This window comes from Pseudomonas sp. MH9.3 (assembly GCF_034354675.1).
Classification (GTDB): Bacteria; Pseudomonadota; Gammaproteobacteria; order Pseudomonadales; family Pseudomonadaceae; genus Aquipseudomonas.
Window position 1 is genome coordinate 5101491 of the sequence record NZ_CP133785.1, and the last position, 19200, is coordinate 5120690.

16 protein-coding genes are annotated in these 19200 nt (G+C 60.6%); 15 read left to right on the top strand and 1 reads right to left on the bottom strand.

The window, feature by feature from the left end; all coding sequences use genetic code 11:
* Positions 1-3 precede the first annotated feature (3 nt).
* The 13 genes from lpxD (at position 4) to ispD (ending at position 15705) form a co-directional block, all read left to right on the top strand.
* Positions 4-1059 (top strand): UDP-3-O-(3-hydroxymyristoyl)glucosamine N-acyltransferase, encoded by a 1056-nt coding sequence (gene lpxD, locus RHM60_RS22690; RefSeq protein WP_322212850.1) that lies wholly within the window; start codon positions 4-6, stop codon positions 1057-1059.
* A 109-nt stretch (positions 1060-1168) separates the two neighbouring features.
* Positions 1169-1609, top strand: coding sequence for a 3-hydroxyacyl-ACP dehydratase FabZ (fabZ, locus tag RHM60_RS22695; protein ID WP_057007789.1), 441 nt, complete (start codon positions 1169-1171; stop codon positions 1607-1609).
* Positions 1606-2382: an acyl-ACP--UDP-N-acetylglucosamine O-acyltransferase gene (gene lpxA / locus RHM60_RS22700; protein ID WP_209989550.1), complete on the top strand. Its 777-nt coding sequence runs from the start codon at positions 1606-1608 to the stop codon at positions 2380-2382. The genes fabZ and lpxA overlap by 4 nt, the downstream gene beginning before the upstream one ends.
* Positions 2383-2384: 2 nt before the next feature.
* Positions 2385-3524, top strand: a complete 1140-nt coding sequence (lpxB, locus tag RHM60_RS22705; protein ID WP_322212851.1) for a lipid-A-disaccharide synthase — start codon at positions 2385-2387, stop codon at positions 3522-3524.
* On the top strand, positions 3521-4153 hold the full coding sequence (rnhB, locus tag RHM60_RS22710) for a ribonuclease HII (protein ID WP_209989555.1): 633 nt from the start codon (positions 3521-3523) through the stop codon (positions 4151-4153). Before lpxB ends, rnhB begins: the two co-directional genes overlap by 4 nt.
* A gap of 75 nt (positions 4154-4228) precedes the next feature.
* Positions 4229-7750, top strand: a complete 3522-nt coding sequence (dnaE, locus tag RHM60_RS22715) for a DNA polymerase III subunit alpha (RefSeq protein ID WP_209989559.1) — start codon at positions 4229-4231, stop codon at positions 7748-7750.
* A 152-nt stretch (positions 7751-7902) separates the two neighbouring features.
* Positions 7903-8850 (top strand): acetyl-CoA carboxylase carboxyltransferase subunit alpha, encoded by a 948-nt coding sequence (locus RHM60_RS22720; protein WP_003172288.1) that lies wholly within the window; start codon positions 7903-7905, stop codon positions 8848-8850.
* Positions 8851-9027: 177 nt separating this feature from the next.
* Positions 9028-10338: a tRNA lysidine(34) synthetase TilS gene (gene tilS, locus RHM60_RS22725; RefSeq protein ID WP_322212853.1), complete on the top strand. Its 1311-nt coding sequence runs from the start codon at positions 9028-9030 to the stop codon at positions 10336-10338.
* Positions 10339-10611: 273 nt separating this feature from the next.
* Positions 10612-12243, top strand: coding sequence for a CTP synthase (locus RHM60_RS22730; RefSeq protein WP_056857526.1), 1632 nt, complete (start codon positions 10612-10614; stop codon positions 12241-12243).
* 5 nt (positions 12244-12248) lie between these two features.
* Positions 12249-13094, top strand: coding sequence for a 3-deoxy-8-phosphooctulonate synthase (gene kdsA, locus RHM60_RS22735; RefSeq protein ID WP_057007795.1), 846 nt, complete (start codon positions 12249-12251; stop codon positions 13092-13094).
* Between the two features lie 157 nt (positions 13095-13251).
* A complete protein-coding gene (gene eno, locus RHM60_RS22740) occupies positions 13252-14541 on the top strand; it encodes a phosphopyruvate hydratase (protein WP_057007796.1) in 1290 nt (429 codons plus the stop codon).
* Between the two features lie 181 nt (positions 14542-14722).
* Positions 14723-15001: a cell division protein FtsB gene (gene ftsB / locus RHM60_RS22745; RefSeq protein WP_003231201.1), complete on the top strand. Its 279-nt coding sequence runs from the start codon at positions 14723-14725 to the stop codon at positions 14999-15001.
* On the top strand, positions 14998-15705 hold the full coding sequence (gene ispD / locus RHM60_RS22750) for a 2-C-methyl-D-erythritol 4-phosphate cytidylyltransferase (protein WP_209989565.1): 708 nt from the start codon (positions 14998-15000) through the stop codon (positions 15703-15705). The genes ftsB and ispD overlap by 4 nt, the downstream gene beginning before the upstream one ends.
* Positions 15706-16121: 416 nt before the next feature.
* Here ispD and RHM60_RS22755 read toward each other — a convergent pair whose 3' ends face one another.
* Positions 16122-17018 (bottom strand): LysR substrate-binding domain-containing protein, encoded by an 897-nt coding sequence (locus RHM60_RS22755; protein WP_209989569.1) that lies wholly within the window; start codon positions 17016-17018, stop codon positions 16122-16124.
* Between the two features lie 108 nt (positions 17019-17126).
* Between RHM60_RS22755 and RHM60_RS22760 the strand changes: the two genes are divergently transcribed.
* Together RHM60_RS22760 and fghA are read left to right on the top strand one after the other, a co-directional pair.
* Positions 17127-18239: an S-(hydroxymethyl)glutathione dehydrogenase/class III alcohol dehydrogenase gene (locus RHM60_RS22760; RefSeq protein WP_209989574.1), complete on the top strand. Its 1113-nt coding sequence runs from the start codon at positions 17127-17129 to the stop codon at positions 18237-18239.
* Positions 18240-18328: 89 nt separating this feature from the next.
* Positions 18329-19174: an S-formylglutathione hydrolase gene (gene fghA, locus RHM60_RS22765; RefSeq protein ID WP_209989577.1), complete on the top strand. Its 846-nt coding sequence runs from the start codon at positions 18329-18331 to the stop codon at positions 19172-19174.
* Positions 19175-19200 lie beyond the last annotated feature (26 nt).

Below are 19200 nucleotides of genomic sequence, written 5' to 3' on the forward strand. Positions count from 1 at the left end.
GCCATGACCGCGACTATCAGGCTCGGCGAGTTGGCCGAGTTCCTGGGAGCCACCTTGTGTGGCTCCCCGGAGAAAGAAATCACTGGGCTAGCCACCTTGCAGGAGGCTGGCCCAGCTCAGTTGAGCTTCCTGGCGAAGCCCCAATACCGTAAGTATCTGGTCGACTGCCAAGCCGGCGCCGTGTTGCTTACGGCCGTCGATGCCGAAGGGTTTACTGGGGACGCGCTGGTGGTGGCTGACCCTTACCTGGCTTTTGCCCGGGCGTCGCACCTGTTCGCTCCAAAATCCAAGGCCAGCGCTGGTATTCATCCGTCTGCGGTGATCGCCGATGATGCCCAGGTTGATCCCTCGGCCAGCATTGGCGCCTTTGCGGTGATCGAGAACGGCGCACGTATTGGCGCGGGTGTAACGGTCGGCGCTCATTGCTTTATCGGCGCGCGTTGTGAAATCGGTGTCGATGGCTGGCTTGCTCCTCGCGTGACCCTTTACCACGACGTGCGTATCGGTGAGCGGGTGGTTCTGCAGTCGGGCGCTGTGATCGGTGGTGAAGGTTTTGGTTTTGCCAATTCCAAAGGTATTTGGCACAAGGTTGCCCACGTCGGCGGCGTATTGATCGGCGATGACGTGGAAATCGGCGTGAATACTGCCGTCGATCGTGGAGCCTTGGCCGATACGGTCATAGGCAACGGCGTGAAGCTCGACAACCAGATCCATATCGCTCACAACGTGCAGATTGGCGACCACACCGCCATGGCGGCATGCGTGGGCATTTCCGGCAGTACCAAAATCGGCAAGCATTGCATGCTCGCCGGTGGCGTCGGGCTGGTGGGGCACATCGATATTTGCGACAACGTCTTCATCACCGGCATGACCATGGTCACCCACTCGATTACCGAGCCGGGTTCCTATTCTTCCGGTACCGCCATGCAGCCCTCGGCTGAATGGCGCAAGAGTGCAGCACGCTTGCGGCAGATCGACGACATGGCTCGACGTCTCAAACAGCTGGAAAAGCGTGTTGGGGACGTGACCCCTGACGGTAATGCTTCATCACAAGGCTGATACCATTTCCATATCAAGTGTGCACAGCCGCTAGACTGCCTCCTTGATTTGCCAGCGGGGCGTGCCTTTAGTCCGCCCGCCCCCAATTTATTACAGGCTTCCCCCCGAAATGATGGACATCAACGAGATTCGCGAATACCTGCCTCACCGTTACCCGTTCCTGCTGGTGGACCGCGTAGTGGACCTGAACATTGAGGAAAAGCGCATTCGTGCCTACAAGAATGTCAGCATCAACGAGCCGTTCTTCAACGGTCACTTTCCTGCGCATCCCATCATGCCAGGCGTGTTGATCATCGAAGCGATGGCCCAGGCTGCCGGTATCCTTGGTTTCAAAATGCTCGACCTCAAGCCTGCCGACGGCACGCTTTACTATTTCGTGGGTTCCGACAAGCTGCGTTTTCGCAACCCGGTCACCCCGGGTGACCAGCTGATCCTGGAAGCCAGGTTCATCAGCTGCAAGCGCCAGATCTGGAAGTTCGAGTGCCAGGCTTCGGTGGATGGCAAGGCGGTGTGCTCCGCCGAAATCATCTGTGCGGAACGCAAACTATGAGTTTGATTGACCCTCGCGCAATCATCGATCCGTCGGCCGTTCTGGCCGCAGGCGTAGAGGTTGGCCCTTGGTCGATCGTCGGCGCAGGTGTGGAAATCGGCGAGGGTACTGTCATCGGGCCGCACGTGATCCTCAAGGGTCCGACCCGTATTGGCAAACACAATCGCATCTACCAGTTTTCGTCGGTAGGTGAAGACACCCCGGACATGAAGTACAAGGGTGAGGAAACACGCCTGGTAATCGGTGATCACAACATCATTCGTGAAGGCGTGACCATTCACCGTGGCACCGTGCAGGATCGTGCCGAAACCACGCTGGGTGATCACAACCTGGTGATGGCGTACGCGCATATCGGACACGACAGTGTCATCGGCAACCATTGCATCCTGGTCAACAACACCGCGTTGGCCGGCCATGTGCACGTTGACGATTGGGCGATCCTGTCGGGTTTCACGCTGGTGCATCAGTATTGCCATATTGGCGCCCACAGCTTTTCCGGCATGGGCACCGCCATCGGCAAGGATGTACCGGCATTTGTCACGGTCTTCGGCAACCCGGCCGAAGCCCGCAGCATGAATTTCGAAGGCATGCGCCGCCGTGGTTTCAGCGATGACGCCATCCACGCCTTGCGCCGCGCCTACAAGACGGTCTACCGCCAGGGCCTCACGGTTGAACAGGCGCTGACTGAATTGACCGAGCCGGCAACGCTGTTCCCGGAAGTCGCGGTGTTCCGTGACTCGATCCAGGCGTCGACTCGCGGCATCACCCGCTGATCATGGCCACTGTGCGTATCGCGCTGGTGGCCGGAGAAGCTTCCGGCGATATTCTGGGCGCAGGCCTGATGCGGGCGCTGAAGGCCCGCCACCCGGCAGTCGAATTCATCGGCGTCGGTGGGCCTCTCATGCAGGCCGAGGGCCTCACGTCCTACTTCCCCATGGAACGCTTGTCGGTCATGGGACTGGTTGAGGTACTGGGCCGTCTGCGTGAACTGCTGGCACGGCGCAAGCTGCTGATTCAGACCCTGATCGAAGAAAAGCCCGACGTCTTTATCGGCATCGACGCGCCGGATTTCACCCTTAATATCGAGCTCAAGCTGCGTCAGGCCGGGATCAAGACCGTGCATTACGTCAGCCCGTCCGTATGGGCATGGCGGCAGAAGCGCGTGCTGAAAATCCGCGAGGGCTGCGACCTGATGCTCACCCTGCTGCCCTTCGAGGCCAGGTTTTACCAAGAGCAGGGCGTGCCGGTACGGTTTGTCGGCCATACGCTGGCCGATGCGATTCCCTTGCAGGCTGACCGCGCTGCGGCGCGTGCCGAGCTGGGATTGCCTGATGGCCCGTTGGTTGCGCTGATGCCGGGCAGCCGCGGTGGCGAAGTCGGGCGCCTGGGCGCATTGTTTTTTGACGCCGCCGAGCGCCTGCTGGCCATGAAGCCGGGTATTCGCTTCGTGCTGCCCTGCGCCAGCCCGCAACGGCGTGCGCAGATCGAGACGCTGCTCGACGGGCGCAACCTGCCGCTGACCTTGCTCGATGGCCGGTCGCACCTGGCCCTGGCTGCCTGCGACGCGGTGCTCATCGCCTCGGGCACCGCGACTCTGGAGGCCTTGCTGTACAAGCGCCCGATGGTCGTGGCCTATCGCCTGGCGCCGCTGACGTTCTGGATTCTCAAGCGCATGGTCAAGAGCCCCTACATCTCCCTGCCCAACCTGCTGGCCCAACGCCTGCTGGTGCCGGAGCTGTTGCAGGACGACGCAACGCCTGCCGCCCTCGCGCAAACCCTACTACCCTTGATCGACGGCGGCGAAGAGCAGACCCGTGGTTTCGACGACATCCACCGCACCCTGCGCCGGGATGCCTCGAACCAGGCGGCCGATGCCGTGTTGAACTTGATCGGTCATACACAGGAGGCCTTATGAGCAAGCAAATGGGCCTGGATTTCAGCCTGGTTGCGCACGCCGACGAGCTGGTGGCCGGTGTCGACGAAGTAGGGCGCGGCCCGCTGTGTGGCGCAGTCGTGACGGCCGCCGTGATTCTCGACCCGAACCGGCCGATCCTGGGCCTGAATGACTCGAAAAAACTCACCGAAGCACGCCGTGAAAAGCTCTACGACGAGATCTGTGAAAAGGCGCTGAGCTGGCATATCGCCCGCGCCGAGGTCGAAGAAATCGACAGGTTGAACATTCTGCACGCCACCATGCTCGCCATGCAGCGTGCAGTGGAAGGCCTGCATATCACGCCGAAAATGGCGATGATCGACGGCAACCGTTGCCCCAGACTGGCGATGCCGTCCGAAGCGGTGGTCAAGGGCGACAGCAAGGTACCGGCGATTGCGGCGGCCTCGATCCTGGCCAAGGTCAGCCGTGATCGCGAGATGGCTGCGTTCGAGTTGATCTATCCCGGCTATGGCATGGGGGGTCATAAGGGCTATCCGACGCCCGTTCATCTGGAAGCGCTGGCCCGGCTGGGGCCCACCCCGATCCATCGACGCTCGTTCGCCCCGGTGCGCCAGGCCTATGAGCTGCGCGCGAGCCTGATCGAGGTTTAGTCCCAAAGCTGATGTTTTTGCCAAGGCCCGGTACAATCCCGGGCCTTGTTGTTTCCATGTTTGGACAGGATCACTATGCCGGCTTCATTCGTTCACCTGCGCCTGCACACTGAATACTCGCTGGTCGACGGCCTGGTACGCATCAAGCCGTTGGTCAAGACGCTGGTGGGCATGAACATGCCCGCAGTAGCGGTTACCGATCAGAACAACATGTGTTCCCTGGTCAAGTTCTACAAAAACGCCATGGGCGCCGGGATCAAGCCGATCTGCGGCGTCGACCTGTGGCTGTCCAACAAGGACCCGGATAACCCGCTGAGCCGCATCAGCCTGCTGGCGATGAACGGCGTGGGTTATCGCAACCTCACCGAACTGATTTCCCGTGGTTTTATCGACGGGCAGCGCAACGGTTCGATCATCATCGAGCGCGAATGGGTGGCGCAGGCCAGCGAGGGCGTGATCATGCTCTCGGCGGCTAAAGAGGGTGAGATTGGCATCGCGCTGCTGGGCGGCAATCCCCAGGAAGCCGAAGTGCTGGCGCGCGAATGGATGCAGGTTTTTCCTGATCGCTTCTACCTGGAAGTGCAGCGCACCAACCGCCCCAACGATGAAGAACACCTGCACGCCGCCGTGGCCCTGGCCGACAAGCTGGGCGCGCCGCTGGTGGCGACCAACGATGTACGCTTTATCAAGAAGGAAGATTTCGAAGCCCACGAAACCCGCGTGTGCATCGGTGAAGGCCGCGCCCTTGACGACCCGCGCCGCTCGAAAAACTACAGCGAAGAGCAATACCTCAAAAGCGCCGATGAGATGGCCGAGCTGTTCAGCGACCTCCCTGAGGCCCTGGAAAACTCCGTCGAGATCGCCAAGCGCTGCAATATCGAAGTGAAGCTGGGCAAGCACTTCCTGCCCAACTTCCCGATTCCCGATGGCATGACCATCGATGAGTATTTCCGCAAGGTGTCGTTCGATGGCCTGGAAGAGCGCCTTAGCGTGCTGCTGCCCAGGGACACCACCGAGGACTACGAGGCCAAGCGTCAGGTCTATGTGGATCGGCTGAATTTCGAGCTGGATATCATCATCCAGATGGGTTTCCCCGGTTACTTTCTGATCGTAATGGACTTTATCCAGTGGGCCAAAAGCAACGGCGTGCCGGTAGGCCCGGGCCGGGGGTCGGGTGCCGGTTCGCTGGTGGCTTATGTGCAGAAGATCACCGACCTCGACCCGCTGGAATATGACCTGCTGTTCGAACGCTTCCTGAACCCGGAACGGGTCTCCATGCCCGACTTCGACGTCGACTTCTGCATGGACGGTCGCGACCGCGTAATCGAATACGTGGCCGAAAAGTACGGCCGCAACGCGGTCAGCCAGATCATCACGTTTGGTTCCATGGCGGCGAAAGCGGTCATCCGTGACGTGGCGCGAGTGCAGGGCAAGTCCTACGGCCTGGCCGATCGCCTGTCGAAGATGATCCCGTTCGAAGTCGGCATGACCCTGGAAAAAGCCTACGAGCAGGAAGAAATCCTGCGCGACTTCATCAAGGTCGATGAAGAAGCCGCCGAAATCTGGGACATGGCACGCAAGCTGGAAGGTGTGGTGCGTAACGTCGGTAAGCACGCCGGCGGTGTGGTGATCGCGCCTACGAAGCTCACTGACTTTTCGCCTATTTATTGCGACGAAGAAGGCGACGGGCTGGTAACCCAGTTCGACAAGGATGACGTAGAGGCGGCCGGCCTGGTGAAGTTCGACTTCCTCGGCCTGCGGACCCTGACGATCATCGACTGGGCGCTCAAGACCATCAACCGCGAGCGCGCCAAGGTCGACGAAGCACCGCTGGATATCGCGTTTATTCCGCTGGACGACAAGCCGACTTACCAGTTGCTGCAAAAAGCGGAAACCACCGCCGTGTTCCAGCTCGAGTCGCGCGGCATGAAGGAGCTGATCAAAAAGCTCAAGCCCGACTGCCTGGAAGACCTGATCGCACTGGTAGCCCTGTTCCGTCCGGGCCCGCTGCAATCGGGCATGGTTGATGACTTTATCAACCGCAAGCACGGCCGCGCCGAGCTGGCCTACCCGCACTCCGACTACCAGTACGAAGGCCTCAAGCCGGTATTGGCACCGACCTACGGCATCATCCTGTATCAGGAACAGGTGATGCAGATTGCCCAGGTCATGGCCGGCTACACCCTTGGCGGCGCGGACATGCTGCGTCGCGCCATGGGTAAAAAGAAACCCGAGGAAATGGCCAAGCAGCGCGGCGGTTTCATTGAGGGGTGCGCGACCAACAATATCGACGCAGACCTGGCCGGTAACATCTTCGACCTGGTGGAAAAATTCGCCGGTTACGGCTTCAACAAATCCCACTCCGCCGCCTACGGGCTGGTGTCGTACCAGACCGCCTGGCTCAAGGCTCACTACCCGGCGCCGTTCATGGCTGCCGTACTCTCGGCGGATATGCACAACACCGACAAGGTCGTGACCTTGATCGAGGAAGTGCGCACCATGAAGCTGCGCCTCGACGCGCCGGACGTGAACGCCTCGGAGTTCAAGTTCACGGTGAACGACGAAGGCCGCATCATCTATGGCCTGGGCGCGATCAAAGGGGTGGGCGAAGGCCCGGTTGAGGCGATCACCGAAGCACGCCAGGATGGGCCGTTCACCGACCTGTTCGATTTCTGCGCGCGTGTCGACCTCAAGCGCATCAACAAGCGCACCCTGGACGGCCTGATCCGCAGCGGCGCCCTCGACCGCCTGGGCCCTTACTTCCATGATGAGCCCAAGGCGTATCAGGCCAATATCGACCGTAACCGTGCGGTGCTGCTGACCGCCATGGAAGAGGCGATCAAGGCCGCCGAGCAGACCGCCCGCACCCATGACAGCGGCCACGCCGACCTGTTTGGCGGGCTGTTCGTCGAAGAAGATGCGGATGTATACGCCAACCACCGCAAGGCCAAGGATCTGACCCTCAAGGAACGCCTCAAGGGTGAAAAAGACACCCTGGGCCTGTACCTCACCGGTCACCCGATCGACGAATACGAAGGCGAGATCCGTCGTTTCGCCCGCCAGCGCATCATCGACCTGAAGCCGGCGCGCGACACCCAGACCGTGGCCGGCATGATCATCGCGCTGCGCGTGATGAAAAACAAAAAGGGCGACAAGATGGGCTTCATCACCCTCGACGACCGCTCGGGCCGGATCGAAGCGTCGCTGTTTGCCGACGCGTTCCACTCCGCCCAGTCGCTGTTGCAGACCGACGCCATGGTGGTGGTGGAAGGGGAGGTCAGCAACGACGACTTCTCCGGCGGCCTGCGCCTGCGCATCAAGCGGGTGATGAGCATGGAGGACGCGCGCACCAACCTGGCTGAAAGCCTGCGTTTGAAGGTGAAAACCGAAGCGCTCAAGGGCGACCAGCTACGCTGGCTGGGGGATCTGCTCAAACGCCACCGTGGCGCCTGTCCGGTGACCATGGAGTACACCGGCAATGACGCCAAGGCCATGCTGCAATTCGGCGAGACCTGGCGAATTGACCCGGCCGATGGCTTGATTCAAGCATTGCGTGACCAGTTCGGCCGTGACAACGTCTTCCTCCAATACCGTTGACGGCCAGGCAGTTTTCTTTTTCATCAAGAGAAACGCCTGAACTCGACGAAACATTTAATCTCGACCTGGACGCGCCTCTCCCTTAAGGTAGGGCGCGAACAGACAACCGGCTGGCCAGGCATGCCCTGGCCGTCGACCCAAGACGGACGCTTATGAACCCGAATTTTCTTGATTTCGAACAGCCGATCGCTGACCTGCAAGCCAAGATCGAAGAACTGCGCCTGGTCGGCAATGACAATTCGCTGAACATCGGCGATGAAATCGCTCGCCTGCAAGACAAGAGCAGCACGCTCACCGAAGACATCTTCGGCAAGCTGACCAGCTGGCAGATCGCGCGCCTGGCTCGCCACCCGCGACGTCCGTACACCCTGGATTACATCCAGCACATCTTCACCGAGTTCGACGAACTGCATGGCGACCGTCACTTCTCCGACGACGCCGCTATCGTGGGCGGCATTGCGCGCCTGGACGACCAGCCGGTGATGGTGATCGGTCACCAGAAAGGCCGTGAAGTGCGCGAGAAAGTGCGCCGCAACTTCGGCATGCCGCGTCCGGAAGGCTACCGCAAGGCCTGCCGCCTGATGGAAATGGCCGAACGCTTCAAAATGCCGATCCTGACCTTCATCGACACGCCGGGCGCTTACCCTGGCATCGACGCTGAAGAGCGCAACCAGAGCGAAGCGATTGCCTGGAACCTGCGCGTCATGTCCCGCCTGAAAACCCCGATCATCGCCACGGTGATTGGTGAAGGTGGCTCCGGCGGTGCACTGGCGATTGGCGTGTGCGACCAACTGAACATGCTGCAATATTCGACCTACGCGGTGATCTCGCCGGAAGGTTGCGCCTCGATCCTGTGGAAAACCGCCGAAAAGGCGCCGGACGCCGCGGAAGCCATGGGCATTACTGCCGATCGCCTCAAGGGCCTGGGTATCGTCGACAAGGTCATCGCCGAGCCATTGGGTGGCGCGCACCGCGACCCGGCTGCGGCCGCCGCGACCATCCGTGCTGAATTGGGTTCGCAACTGGCGATGCTCAAGAAGCTGGATAACGAAGCGCTGCTGGCTCGTCGTTATGAGCGTTTGATGAGCTACGGTCTCTGATCAAGCACTGATCCGGCAGACAATGCAGTACTAATGTGGGAGCGGGCTTGCTCGCGAACGCGGTATATCAGTCGACATGTTCATTGACTGACACACCGCCTTCGCGAGCAAGCCCGCTCCCACATTTGCTTTGTGTATGCTTGGCTACCGTACTCCAGTTCTGCGCCGGTATTTTTGATGAAGCCAACGCTACCCGCCAAGCTCCTGCAAACCCTGGCCCCCTGGCGCAACGCGCCGGTCTGGCATGTCGCTTTTTCCGGCGGGCTTGATTCCACCGTCCTGCTGCATCTCCTGGCCACTCTGGCAAACACTCCTCCCCTGCGTGCTGTGCATGTCCACCACGGCCTGCAAACGGCTGCCGACGCCTGGCCCGAGCATTGTCAGGCAGTGTGTGACGGCCTGGGCGTACCGTTGCGGGTGATGCGCGTGCAGGTCCTGCCAGGCGCAAGCCTTGAGCGCGCCGCCCGTGATGCGCGTTATCAAGCGTTTGCCGAGCTGGTCGGGGCAGGGGAGGTGATCCTGACAGGCCAGCATCGCGATGATCAGGCCGAAACCCTGTTGTTCCGCCTGCTGCGTGGGGCCGGGGTGCGCGGGTTGGCGGCAATGCCCGCCCGTCGCGCGTTGGCGAGTGGGCACTTGGTGCGGCCGTTGCTGGATGCTGCGCGTGTTGAATTGGAAGCCTACGCCCATGAGCACCAATTGAAGTGGATCGAAGACCCCTCGAACGCCGATCCTCGGTTCTCGCGCAATTACCTGCGCCATCGTGTGCTCCCGGCGTTGACTGAACGGTGGCCCCAGGCCGTAACAAGCCTGGCCCGCACCGCCGAGCACTTGAGCGAAGCCCAGGGCCTGCTCGACGAATTGGCCGTCTCGGACCTGCAAGCCTGCGAACAGCCTTCGGCGTTTCCGTGGTTGCCGCTACCGTCATTGGCCATTGCGCCATTGCGTGAGCTTTCCGACGCCCGACAACGCAACGCTCTGCGCCACTGGCTGAACCCACTGACCCGTTTACCCGACAGCGACCACTGGGCCAGTTGGTATTCCCTGCGCGATGCCAAGGCCGACGCTCAGCCCATATGGCGCCTGGCGGACGGCGAATTGCACCGTTGCGGCGAGCGCATCTGGTGGTTGCCCGCCACGTGGTCGGAATTTTCCGATGCGTCGGTGAGCTGGCCCGATCCGCAAAACGCACTAGAGTTACCCGGCAATGGTCAGCTGAAATTTATCGGCAAAGCCCCTGACGGTCCGCTGGTGATCGGTTATCGCCAAGGCGGCGAAATCATCGAAGTGCCAGGTCGCGGGCGGCGCGACTTGAAGCGTCTGCTTAATGAAAGTGGGTTGCCGGGCTTCGTCCGTGGCAGATTGCCGCTGCTGTATCAGGGCGAGCGATTGTTGGCTGCCCCATGCCTTGCAGGGTTATGGGCCATGCCGCCGGGTGGCTGGCAATTGCATTGGGTGCCACAGAGCTGCGATCAAGGTTTGAGCTGATAGAGCCTTTCCGGTAGACTACGCTCCCTTCTTGATACAACTTCTGTGGATTCGCCTGAATCGCAGCAGTTGCCGATTACCAAGCAGTCTTTGCTGGGCGATTCCAAAAAATGTGTAGCGATCAACGTACCGGTGTTCCATTGCTGGTCTGTCACCACGCGGCGGTTTTTTTGAAAGGTGCACTGTGATTAATGCAGGTGATCGGGGGCTTCGGCCTTCCTTCGCTTTCCCCGGCGGCTCGGACCGCTTTAACGCAGACTTCTAGGGTTTTTCATGACGCGCTACATATTCGTCACGGGCGGTGTTGTTTCTTCATTGGGGAAAGGCATTGCCTCCGCTTCATTGGCGGCCATCCTGGAGGCGCGGGGACTTAAGGTCACCATGCTCAAGCTGGACCCGTACATCAACGTCGACCCGGGCACCATGAGCCCGTTCCAGCACGGTGAGGTGTTCGTCACTCACGACGGCGCCGAAACCGACCTGGACCTGGGCCACTACGAGCGGTTCATCCGCACGACCATGACCCAGAACAACAACTTCACCACCGGCCGTGTCTACGAGCACGTGCTGCGCAAAGAGCGCCGTGGTGACTACCTGGGTGCAACCATCCAGGTGATCCCGCACATCACCGACGAAATCAAGCGCCGCATCATCAAGGGTGCAGGCGATGCCGACGTGGCAATGGTCGAGATTGGTGGCACCGTAGGTGACATCGAATCCCAACCGTTCCTCGAAGCCATCCGTCAGCTGCGTTTCGAAATCGGCGCCAAGCGCGCGATGCTGATGCACCTTACCCTGGTGCCGTACATCGCCACCGCCGGCGAGACCAAAACCAAGCCGACCCAGCATTCCGTCAAGGAACTGCGTTCCATCGGCCTGCAGCCGGACGTACTGATCTGCCGCTCCGATCACCCGATCGACATCTCCTCGCGTCGCAAGATCGCGCAATTCACCAACGTTGAAGAACGTGCGGTGATTGGCCTGGAAGACGCCGACACCATCTACAAGATCCCGGGCATCCTGCATGCGCAAGGCCTGGATGATTTTGTGGTCGAGCGCTTCGGCCTGCAGTGCGGCAGCGCCGACCTCTCCGAATGGGAAGCGGTAGTCGACGCCAAGCTCAACCCTGAGCACGAAGTCACCATCGCCATGGTCGGCAAGTACATGGAACTGCTGGACGCGTACAAGTCGCTGATCGAAGCGATGAGCCACGCCGGTATCAGCAACCGTACCAAGGTCAACCTGCGCTACATCGACTCCGAAGACATCGAGAACCAGGGCACCGCGTTGCTCGAAGGTGTTGACGCGATCCTCGTACCCGGCGGTTTCGGCCTGCGTGGCGTGGAAGGCAAGATCACTGCCGTTCAATACGCCCGTGAAAACAAAGTGCCGTACCTGGGTATCTGCCTGGGCATGCAAGTGGCCGTTATCGAGTTCGCCCGTAACGTGCTGGGCTGGAAAGACGCCAACTCCACCGAGTTCGATCACACCAGCGGCCACCCGGTCGTAGGCTTGATCACCGAGTGGGAAGACGCCACCGGCGCCGTTGAAACCCGTACCGAAACCTCCGACCTGGGCGGCACCATGCGCCTTGGCGCACAGGACTGCCTGCTGGAGCCGGGTTCGCTGGTTCACGACTGCTACGGCAAGGACGTGATCGTCGAACGTCACCGTCACCGCTACGAAGTGAACAACAACCTGCTGCCGCAGATCAAAGAGGCCGGCCTGAAAATCTCCGGTCGTTCCGGTGACGGCAAGCTGGTCGAAGTGGTCGAGGCGCCGGATCATCCATGGTTCGTGGCATGCCAGTTCCACCCCGAGTTCACCTCGACACCGCGCGATGGTCATCCATTGTTCAGCGGTTTCGTCAAAGCCGCACTGACGCAACATCAGAAGAAGGCGTAACCCTGATGGCCCAGAAGATCATTCGCGTAGGCGATATCGAAATTGCCAACGACAAGCCGATGGTGCTGTTCGGCGGCATGAACGTGCTGGAAAGCCGCGACATGGCGATGCAGGTCTGTGAAGAGTACGTCAAGGTTACCCAGAAACTGGGTATCCCTTACGTGTTCAAGGCCAGCTTCGACAAGGCCAACCGCTCGTCCGTGACCTCCTATCGCGGCCCGGGCCTTGAAGAAGGCATGCGGATCTTCCAGGACATCAAGCAAGCCTTCGGCGTGCCGATCATCACCGACGTCCACGAGCCTGAACAGGCAGCCGTGGTCGCCGAGGTGTGCGACATCATCCAGTTGCCGGCTTTCCTGTCGCGCCAGACCGACCTGGTGGTGGCGATGGCCAGGACCGGCGCCGTGATCAATATCAAGAAAGCCCAGTTCCTCGCGCCCCAGGAAATGAAACACATCCTGAACAAATGCGTCGAAGCAGGTAACGACCAGTTGATTCTCTGCGAGCGCGGTTCGAGCTTCGGCTACAACAACCTCGTGGTGGACATGCTCGGTTTCGGCATCATGAAACAGTTCGAATACCCGGTGTTCTTCGACGTGACCCACGCGCTGCAAATGCCCGGCGGTCGCGCCGATTCCGCCGGTGGGCGCCGTGCCCAGGTGCTGGACCTGGCGAAGGCGGGCATCAGCCAGTCGCTGGCGGGCCTGTTTCTGGAAGCCCATCCGGACCCTGACAACGCCAAGTGCGACGGCCCCTGCGCCCTGCGCCTGGACAAGCTGGAGCCGTTCCTGGCTCAGCTCAAGCAACTGGACGAACTGGTCAAGGGATTTGCGACGGTAGAAACCGCGTAAGCGGCATTTCTCCGGTAGACTTTCCCACGCTTTATGCTCAGGCATGCGTGCCTGAGCCTTGTCGTCTGCAAGCCTGCCCTGTTGTTCCACCCTTGCGGTCGGTCAAAAGATTTCCTTCAGCTGCGTCGTTTTCGTCAACTTTGGAGTGTTCACAACAATGGCAAAAATCGTCGACATCAAAGGTCGTGAAGTTCTCGACTCCCGTGGCAACCCCACCGTCGAAGCCGACGTGCTTCTCGATAACGGCATCATCGGCAGCGCCTGTGCGCCGTCCGGTGCTTCTACCGGTTCGCGCGAAGCGCTGGAACTGCGCGATGGCGACAAGAGCCGTTACCTGGGCAAGGGTGTACTCAAGGCGGTAGCCAACATCAATGGCCCGATCCGTGACCTGCTGCTGGGCAAAGACCCGCTGGACCAGAAAGCCCTGGACCACGCGATGATCCAGCTCGACGGCACCGAGAACAAAGGCAGCCTGGGCGCCAACGCCATCCTCGCTGTATCCCTGGCCGCTGCCAAGGCTGCTGCCCAGGACCAGGACCTGCCGTTGTACGCCCACATCGCCAACCTGAACGGCACGCCGGGTGTGTACTCCATGCCGGTGCCGATGATGAACATCATCAACGGTGGCGAGCACGCCGATAACAACGTCGACATCCAGGAATTCATGGTGCAGCCGGTTGGCGCCAAGACCTTCTCCGAAGGCCTGCGCATGGGCACCGAAATTTTTCACCACCTCAAGGCCGTGCTCAAAGCCCGTGGCCTGAGCACCGCAGTGGGTGACGAAGGTGGTTTCGCGCCGAACCTGGCGTCCAACGAAGATGCACTCAAAGTGATCTCCGAAGCCGTGGCCAACGCCGGCTACACCCTGGGCACCGACGTGACCCTGGCCCTGGACTGCGCCGCCAGCGAATTCTATGAAGACGGCAAGTACAACCTGTCCGGTGAAGGCCAGGTGTTCAACTCCGAAGGTTTTGCTGAATACCTCAAGGGCCTGACCCAGCGCTACCCGATCATCTCGATCGAAGACGGCCTGGACGAGTCCGACTGGGACGGCTGGAAGATCCTCACCGACAAGATCGGCGAGAAAGTCCAACTGGTGGGCGACGATTTGTTCGTGACCAACACCAAGATCCTGAAAGAGGGCATCGACAAGAAGATCGCCAACTCGATCCTGATCAAGTTCAACCAGATCGGCACCCTGACCGAAACCCTGGAAGCCATCCAGATGGCCAAGGCTGCGGGCTACACCGCCGTGATCTCCCATCGCTCCGGCGAAACCGAAGATTCGACCATTGCCGACCTGGCAGTGGGCACCTCGGCAGGCCAGATCAAGACCGGCTCCCTGTGCCGTTCCGACCGTGTTTCCAAGTACAACCAATTGCTGCGTATCGAAGAGCAACTGGCGGGTAAAGCCAAGTACAACGGTCGTGGCGAGTTTCGCGGCTGACCGTTAACCGGTTAAAAATGTAAAAAAGTCGACGGACTGCGTCGGAAAACTCACGACAAAGTGAATTTCGACGTTAATCTGTTGGCCATCTAGCACAAGCCTGGTTTTTCCAGGCTTCGTGCTGTCAGTTGCTGCAAAAGTTTTGCATGGCGGTCTTTTTTCACTGGATACCCGATATTCGATGCGCAGTCCCAATTGGTTGTTCCTCGTCTTGCTCTTGTTGCTGGCTGGCCTGCAGTACCGCCTATGGGTGGGTAATGGCAGCTTTGCGCAGGTAAAAGACCTGACTGAGCAAATTGCTGCACAGCACGCCGAAAACGAAATCCTGCTGGAGCGCAATCGCGTCCTCGATGCCGAAGTGCTTGAGTTGAAAAAAGGCACGGAGACCGTTGAAGAACGGGCTCGTCATGAATTGGGCATGGTCAAGGAGGGCGAGACCCTCTACCAGTTGGCCCAATGACTCAGCGTTTGCCGGCCTTCTGGGCCGTGATTCCCGCCGCGGGCGTTGGTGCCCGTATGGCTGCGGACCGTCCCAAGCAATACTTGCAACTGGGCGGACGCACTATTCTCGAACACAGCCTCGGCTGTTTTCTCGATCACCCGATGCTCAAGGGTCTGGTGGTCAGTCTTGCTCCTGATGATCCTTACTGGCCTGGCCTGGCCTGTGCTGCCGACCCGCGTATCCAGCGTGCGGACGGCGGCTCGGAGCGCTCGGGCTCGGTGCTCAACGCGTTGCTGCAGCTCAATGCCCTGGGGGCCGGCGATGAGGATTGGGTGCTGGTGCACGATGCGGCAAGGCCGAATTTGAGCCGCGACGACCTCGACACGCTATTGGCCGAACTGGCGGACGACCCGGTGGGCGGCCTGCTGGCGGTGCCGGCGCGCGACACGCTCAAGCGTGCAGACAAGCGCGGCCGTGTGGTTGAAACCGTTGATCGCAGCCTGATCTGGCAGGCGTACACACCGCAGATGTTCCGCCTGGGCGCTTTGCATCGTGCCCTGGCTGACAGTCTGGTGGCGGATGCGGTGATTACCGATGAAGCCTCGGCCATGGAATGGTCAGGGCAGGCGCCGCGATTGATTGAGGGGCGTTCGGACAATATCAAGGTGACTCGGCCGGAAGATCTGGAGTGGCTCAGGTTGCGGTGGGCCAATCGTAGATAGTCAGTTAAACCGAGGCGCCTTCATCGCAGGCAAGCCAGCTTCCACACTTGATCGCAGTCATTGCAGACACCTCGGTCAACTGTGGGAGGCTCCGCCACGTCTTCGACTTAGCGCTGTCGCGCAGCAACCTGGGGCCTCTGTGGCAAGCCCCAATGCCGTTCAGTTAAGCGCAGATTCCCTGTGGCGAGCAGGCTTGTCCTGCGTTGGGCTGCGCAGCAGCCCCAAAACCAGGCGCTGAGCCGTATCAGGTACACCGCGTTTTGCTTGATTGGGGGCGCTTCGCACCCCAACGCGGGGCAAGCCCGCTCGCCACAGGCGTGTGGCTGCCTGAAACTTCAGCTTTAAAATCAATACGTTATTTTGTGTTTGATAAGCGCTGGCTTGCCTGCGATGAGGCCGGTGTAGTCAACGCCGACTCACTGGCTGTACTCCGGCCTCCCCGCCAACCCCTCCTTCAAAAAATCCACCAGCTTGCGCACCTTGGGCGACAAATGCCGCTGCTGCGGATACAGCCCCCACACCGCCGTATTCGGCGGCTGATGCGCCTCAAGCAGCGACACCAGCGCGCCACTGTGCAAGTGCTCCAGCACGTAGTAATCCGGCAACTGGCACAACCCAACGCCCTGCAACGCTGCGTCCAGCACCGCCTGCCCACTGTTGCAGCGCCAGTTTCCCTGGACCCGTTGGGAAAATTCGCGCCCGTCCTGGGCCAGTTGCCAGATATCCGAACTGCCGATCAGGCAGTTATGCCGACTCAACTCCGACAAGCTGTGTGGCCGACCATACCGCGCGAGGTAGGACGGCGACGCGCACACATACATACGCCGTGGCGCCAGGCGGCTGGCGACCATCCGCGAGTCCTGCAGGCGGCCAAGGCGGATCGCCAGGTCCAGGCCTTCATGTACCAGGTCCAACTGTCGGTTGCTCAGTTCGATATCCACGCGTAACTGCGGATACAGCGCCATGAAGCGCGTCACCAGCGGCACGATAAACCGCTCGCCGTAGGCCACGGCGCAGGTCATGCGCAGCATGCCCTTGGGTTCGCTGGCCAGATCGCCGACCGCGCGCAGGGCTTCCTCGCGGCCGTCCTGCAGGCGCTGGCAATGCTGCAGGAAGGTCTGGCCGGCTTCGGTCAGCGTCACCTTGCGCGTACTGCGGTACAGCAACCGCGTTTGCAGGCGCTCTTCCAGGCGCGCCACTTGCCGGCTGATATGGGACGAGGACACCCCCAGCCGCTCGGCCGCCGCCGTGAACTGGCTGCACTCGGCCACCGCCACGAACTCATCGATGCCTTCCCAGCGGTTCTCCAGCATTTGATTATCCCTGTACAGCAATAAAGTTTTGCTTTTGTCCGGATTATTAATCAAAGGGCGCTGATTTACACTCACCGTCTCAGTTTTAAATTCCCTGGAGAAACCCGGATGATCAAGTCCCGCGCCGCCGTAGCCTTCGAAGCCAACAAGCCCCTGGAGATCGTTGAAGTGGATGTCGCCATGCCCAAGGCGGGTGAAGTGCTGTTGCGGGTGGTCGCCTCCGGCGTGTGCCACACCGACGCCTACACCTTGTCGGGCGCCGACCCGGAAGGCATCTTCCCGTCGATCCTCGGCCATGAAGGCGGTGCGGTGGTTGAAGCAATCGGCGAAGGCGTGACGTCGGTGGCCGTGGGCGATCACGTGATCCCGCTGTACACACCGGAATGCGGCCAGTGCAAATTCTGCAAGTCGGGCAAGACCAACCTGTGCCAGGCCATCCGCTCCACTCAGGGCAAAGGCCTGATGCCCGACGGCACCACACGTTTTTCCTACAAGGGTCAGCAGATTTTCCACTACATGGGCACGTCGACTTTTTCCGAGTACACCGTGCTGCCGGAAATCTCCGTCGCGAAAATTCCTAAAGAAGCGCCGCTGGAAAAAGTCTGCCTGCTGGGCTGCGGCGTCACTACCGGCATCGGTGCCGTGCTCAACACCGCCAAGGTCAAGCCAGGCGATACCGTGGCCATTTTCGGCCTGGGCGGCATTGGCTTGTCGGCAGTCATTGGCGCGGCCAAGGCCAAGGCCGGGCGCATCATTGCCATTGACATCAACCCGGCCAAGTTCGAAATCGCCAAGCAACTGGGTGCCACCGAGTGCGTCAACCCGAAAGACTACGATCGCCCGATCCAGGACGTGATTGTCGACTTGACCGATGGCGGCGTGGACTTCTCTTTCGAGTGCATCGGCAACGTACAACTGATGCGCGCTGCCCTCGAGTGCTGCCACAAAGGCTGGGGCGAGTCGGTGATCATCGGTGTGGCGGGTGCGGGCCAGGAAATCGCCACGCGCCCCTTCCAACTGGTGACCGGTCGCGTCTGGCGCGGTTCGGCGTTCGGCGGCGTGCGCGGGCGCAGCGAATTGCCAAGCTATGTGGAAATGGCCCAGACCGGCGAAATCCCGCTGGACACCTTCATCACCCATACCATGGGCCTGGAAGACATCAACAAAGCGTTTGACCTGATGCATGAAGGCAAGAGCATTCGTACCGTCATTCATTTTTGAAGCAGCGGCAAGCTACAAGCTACAAGCTGCAAGTGGGTGTACGCCTGCTTGCCGCTTGAGACTTGCGGCTTGCAGTTGGGAGAACTCCCATGAGTCTGGAAAACCTGTCCTGCCAGAAAAGCTTCGGCGGCTGGCATAAACGCTACAAGCATCATTCGGCTGTACTCGATTGCGACATGACCTTCGCCGTCTACCTGCCGCCGCAGGCGGAGCAGGGTGGCAAGCTGCCGGTGCTGTACTGGCTGTCCGGCCTGACCTGCACCGACGAGAACTTCATGCAGAAGGCCGGCGCCCAGCGCATGGCTGCCGAGCTGGGCCTGATCATCGTGGCGCCCGACACCAGCCCGCGTGGGCCGGGTGTGCCGGACGACCCGGAGAATGCCTGGGATTTCGGCCTGGGCGCCGGTTTCTACCTGAATGCCACCCAGCAACCCTGGGCCACGCATTACCGGATGCATGACTACGTGGTGCAGGAGTTGCCGGCGTTGGTTGAAGCGCATTTCCCGGCTTCGGACAAACGCGGCATCAGCGGCCACTCCATGGGCGGCCACGGGGCGTTGGTGTGTGCACTGCGCAATCCCGGTCGCTACCTGTCGGTGTCGGCGTTTTCGCCGATCAACAACCCGATGGATTGCCCCTGGGGCCAGAAAGCCTTCTCCCGTTACCTGGGCGAAGAGCGCGCCAAGTGGCGCGAGTGGGATGCTTGCGTGCTGATCAGCGAGGCCTCGGAAAAGCTGCCGTTGTTGGTGGACCAGGGTGATCGCGACGATTTCCTCGCCGAGCAGCTCAAGCCCGAAGCCCTGCAGCAGGCGGCCAGGGCGGCCAACCATCCGCTGCAACTGCGCCTGCAACCGGGTTACGACCACAGCTACTTCTTTATTGCCAGTTTCATCGAAGATCATTTGCGCCATCACGGACGCGCTTTGCTCGGTTAATCTGCGGCAAAAGTAGGTAGAATCAC

Coding starts and splice junctions, on each gene's coding strand:
- RHM60_RS22730 (WP_056857526.1), top strand. CDS start 10,612: ATGACGCGCTACATATTCGTCACGGGCGGTGTTGTTTCTTCATTGGGG.
- ftsB (WP_003231201.1), top strand. CDS start 14,723: ATGCGCAGTCCCAATTGGTTGTTCCTCGTCTTGCTCTTGTTGCTGGCT.
- kdsA (WP_057007795.1), top strand. CDS start 12,249: ATGGCCCAGAAGATCATTCGCGTAGGCGATATCGAAATTGCCAACGAC.
- tilS (WP_322212853.1), top strand. CDS start 9,028: ATGAAGCCAACGCTACCCGCCAAGCTCCTGCAAACCCTGGCCCCCTGG.
- lpxD (WP_322212850.1), top strand. CDS start 4: ATGACCGCGACTATCAGGCTCGGCGAGTTGGCCGAGTTCCTGGGAGCC.
- fabZ (WP_057007789.1), top strand. CDS start 1,169: ATGATGGACATCAACGAGATTCGCGAATACCTGCCTCACCGTTACCCG.
- lpxA (WP_209989550.1), top strand. CDS start 1,606: ATGAGTTTGATTGACCCTCGCGCAATCATCGATCCGTCGGCCGTTCTG.
- RHM60_RS22755 (WP_209989569.1), bottom strand. CDS start 17,018: ATGCTGGAGAACCGCTGGGAAGGCATCGATGAGTTCGTGGCGGTGGCC.
- ispD (WP_209989565.1), top strand. CDS start 14,998: ATGACTCAGCGTTTGCCGGCCTTCTGGGCCGTGATTCCCGCCGCGGGC.
- rnhB (WP_209989555.1), top strand. CDS start 3,521: ATGAGCAAGCAAATGGGCCTGGATTTCAGCCTGGTTGCGCACGCCGAC.
- lpxB (WP_322212851.1), top strand. CDS start 2,385: ATGGCCACTGTGCGTATCGCGCTGGTGGCCGGAGAAGCTTCCGGCGAT.
- eno (WP_057007796.1), top strand. CDS start 13,252: ATGGCAAAAATCGTCGACATCAAAGGTCGTGAAGTTCTCGACTCCCGT.
- RHM60_RS22760 (WP_209989574.1), top strand. CDS start 17,127: ATGATCAAGTCCCGCGCCGCCGTAGCCTTCGAAGCCAACAAGCCCCTG.
- dnaE (WP_209989559.1), top strand. CDS start 4,229: ATGCCGGCTTCATTCGTTCACCTGCGCCTGCACACTGAATACTCGCTG.
- fghA (WP_209989577.1), top strand. CDS start 18,329: ATGAGTCTGGAAAACCTGTCCTGCCAGAAAAGCTTCGGCGGCTGGCAT.
- RHM60_RS22720 (WP_003172288.1), top strand. CDS start 7,903: ATGAACCCGAATTTTCTTGATTTCGAACAGCCGATCGCTGACCTGCAA.